Source organism: Caldimonas sp., assembly GCF_046289365.1.
GTDB lineage: Bacteria > Pseudomonadota > Gammaproteobacteria > Burkholderiales > Burkholderiaceae_C > Caldimonas.
In genome coordinates, this window is sequence record NZ_JBKBVU010000282.1 from 1 (window position 1) to 2,923 (window position 2,923).

5 protein-coding genes are annotated in these 2,923 nt (G+C 70.5%); all 5 read right to left on the reverse strand.

All coding sequences use genetic code 11. The features are described 5' to 3' along the window. The coding region (locus ACK42S_RS16935) for an ATP-binding cassette domain-containing protein (RefSeq protein WP_409710309.1) at positions 1-259 on the reverse strand (259 nt) is incomplete at its 3' end. Then, complete coding sequence (lptA, locus tag ACK42S_RS16940) at positions 256-831, reverse strand: lipopolysaccharide transport periplasmic protein LptA (protein ID WP_409710312.1); 576 nt, start codon at positions 829-831, stop codon at positions 256-258. The genes lptA and ACK42S_RS16935, both read right to left, overlap by 4 nt. A gap of 102 nt (positions 832-933) precedes the next feature. Beyond that, positions 934-1,578, reverse strand: a complete 645-nt coding sequence (locus tag ACK42S_RS16945) for a thiol:disulfide interchange protein DsbA/DsbL (protein ID WP_409710315.1) — start codon at positions 1,576-1,578, stop codon at positions 934-936. A 94-nt stretch (positions 1,579-1,672) separates the two neighbouring features. Next, on the reverse strand, positions 1,673-2,266 hold the full coding sequence (locus ACK42S_RS16950; RefSeq protein ID WP_409710318.1) for an SPOR domain-containing protein: 594 nt from the start codon (positions 2,264-2,266) through the stop codon (positions 1,673-1,675). 60 nt (positions 2,267-2,326) lie between these two features. Next, positions 2,327-2,923: DALR anticodon-binding domain-containing protein (locus ACK42S_RS16955; protein WP_409710321.1), on the reverse strand; the 597-nt coding region annotated here is incomplete at its 5' end.

The window sequence follows — 2,923 nt, forward strand, 5'->3', positions numbered from 1 at the left end:
GCTCATGGATGGGCCGGCGCTCGACGCGCCGGCCATCGATGCGGATCTCGCCGGCGTCCACCGGCACCAGGCCCACGATCATGTAGAAGGTGGTGGTCTTGCCGGCCCCGTTGGGGCCCAGCAGGCCCACGACCTCGCCGCTTCTGACCGACAGGTGCACGTCCTTGACCACCTGACGCGCGCCGTAGCGCTTTTGCAGGCCCGAGACCTCCAGACGGCTGCCCTCCCCGGGCGGCACAGGCGTGCGCAAGGGTGTCAACGCGCGTCTCCACGCCCGGCGCCGGACGACGACGGGGTCAGCACCCCGCGCACCCGGCCGTCTGCACTGCCCTCGACGCCGCCTTGCACGCTGAAGGTCTCGGCCCTGTTGTCATAGGTGATGGTCTGGCCGCTGATCTCGTCGGCCAGCTCCGGGCCGCGCAGGCGCCGGATCACGGCCTGGCCGCTCAGTCGCAGCGTGTCGGTGCGGCTGTCGTAGTCGATGCGGCTGGCGCGGCCTTCGATGTGCTCGTCCACGCCGTCGCGCTTGCGGCGGAAGGTGGCCGGTTCGGCCGCCCCGGTGGCCGTGGCGCTGTGGTGGCCTTCGGCAGACTGGCGCACCTCCACCCGGTCGGCGCGCAGCACCAAGGGGCCCTTGATGAGCTCGACCCGGCCAGTCAGCACGTTCACCCGGCGCGCATCGTCATAGCGCAGGCTGTCGGCCGTGAAATGCAAGGGCTGGTCCCGCTCGCTCTCGGCCCAGGCCGCCGGGCCCAGCAACAGCGCCAAGGCCAGGGCCAGCCCCGGCGTGCTGCGCCAGGGTCGTCCGAGGGGGGGGAGGGAAGGGCTCATGACGGCATGAAACTTGCAGTTCCATGCCATTCTAGCCCAGGGAACGGCCCTCGCGCGAGGGCCGGCAGCAGGTTTCGTGCCGGGGCGGGCCGAACCGGCCGCTCAGCGGCCGGCGCGCGCCTGGCCGATCAGGTAGTCGGCCACCTGCAGCGAACGCTCCAGCGATCCGGCCAGGGCCCCGGAGGTCCAGTAGCGGCCGTTGATGCCGATGGCCGGCACGCCGTCGATCTTGTAGCCCTCGGCGATCTGCTTGGCTTGGCGGGTCTTGGTCTGCACGCCGAAAGAATTGAAGGCCTCGAGGAACTTGGCGCGATCGACCCCCTGGCGAGCCATGAAGTCGGCGATGGCCTCGGGCTTGTTCAGCGGGTTGCGTTCGACATGAACCGCATGGAAGACCTTCTTGTGCAGGGCCTGGACCTGTCCCAGGGCCTCCAGCGCGTAGTAGATGCGCTGGTGCACGACGAACTCGTCGCGGAAGGCCACCGGCACGCGGCGGTAGACCACATCGGCCGGCAGCTTGGCAGCCCAGGGTTCGATCATGGGCTGGAAGCGGTTGCAATGCGGGCAGCCGTACCAGAAGAACTCGACGACCTCGATCTTGCCCTCGGCACCGCCGGCCAGGGGCGGGCGCAGCACCACGTAATCGCTGCCCGCCTTGGGAGCCTGGGCCCGCGCCGCCCCAGACCCCAGGCCGGCCAGCGCCAGGGCAGCCGCCCATCCAACGGTGGTGAATTCGCGTCGCTTCATCGAGTCATCCTTTCATTCTTCACGACATAACGCAGCCCGGGTGGATCCGGCCGACCAGCGCAAGTTCAGCCGCCCGTCGCCTGGGCCCTCCCGTTCAGCGCTGCATGCGCACCAGGGCCGCATCGATGCCGTTGCTCTTGAGCCGGTCCTGGGCGCGGTCGGCCTCGGCCTGGGTGTCGAAGGGACCCAGGCGCACCCGGTAGACGGTGCGGCCACCCTGCTCGCGTTCGGTGACGCGGGCGCTTAAGCCCATCATCGCCAGCCGGGCGCGCTGCTGCTCGGCCTCCTCGGCGCGCGTGAAGGCCCCAGCCTGCACGAAATAGACCAGCGCCGCCTCGGTGGCCGCGGCCGGTGCCGGGTCGGCGCCGGAGAGGATGGCCGCCGGGTCGCGTGCGGCCGGCCGCGCCGTGCCCTGGCGCAGCCCCGGCGGCACGTCAGGCAGCGGCTGGGAGGCCGCCGGCGCCTGGGCGGGCGGCGCGGCGCTGCGCCCCTGCAGCGGGGCATTGGGGTTCCAGTGGCGGTTGCGCTCGGCCTCGGCCGCCTCCTGCTCGGCCGTGCGCGCCGGCACCTTGTTGATGAAGGGAATGGGCACCTTGGTGACATACAGCGCCACCGCCAGGGCCAGGGCCAGGCCGACCAGCACCCCCACCACCAGGCCCAGGGCGAATCCGCCGCGTTGCTTTTTCATCGGGAAGGTTGTCCTTGCAGGAACGGGCACATGCACCCCATTGTGGCGCAGCGCCCGGTGTCACATCTTGGCCGGCGCGTTCACGCCCAGCACGGACAGGCCGTTGTGCAGCACCTGGCGCGTGGCCACCAGCAGGGCCACCCGTGCGCGCGCCAGCTCGGCGTCGTCCACCAAGAAGCGCTCGGCCGCGTAGTAGGTGTGGAAGGCGCTGGCCACGTCGCGCAGATAAAAGGCCACGTCGTGCGGCGCCAGGTCGCGCGCGGCCGCCGACAGCATGCCGGGGTACTCGGCCAGCTTGAGCATGAGCGCCGCCTCGGCCGGCATCACTAGGCGGCCGAGGTCGGCGCGCGGCAAGCCGGCCAGATCGCCGCCATGCTGCTGGCGCCATTGCTCGACCACCGAGCAGATGCGCGCGTGGGCGTACTGCACGTAGTACACCGGGTTTTCGTCGTTCTGCTTGAGCGCCAGGTCCACGTCGAAGGTGAACTCGGTGTCGGCCTTGCGACTGATCAGGAAGAAGCGCACCGCGTCGCGGCTGGTCCAGTCGATGAGGTCACGCAGGGTCACGTAGGAGCCGGCCCGCTTGGAGATCTTCACCTCCTGCCCACCGCGCATCACAGTGACCATCTTGTGCAGCACGTAGTCCGGATAGCCCTC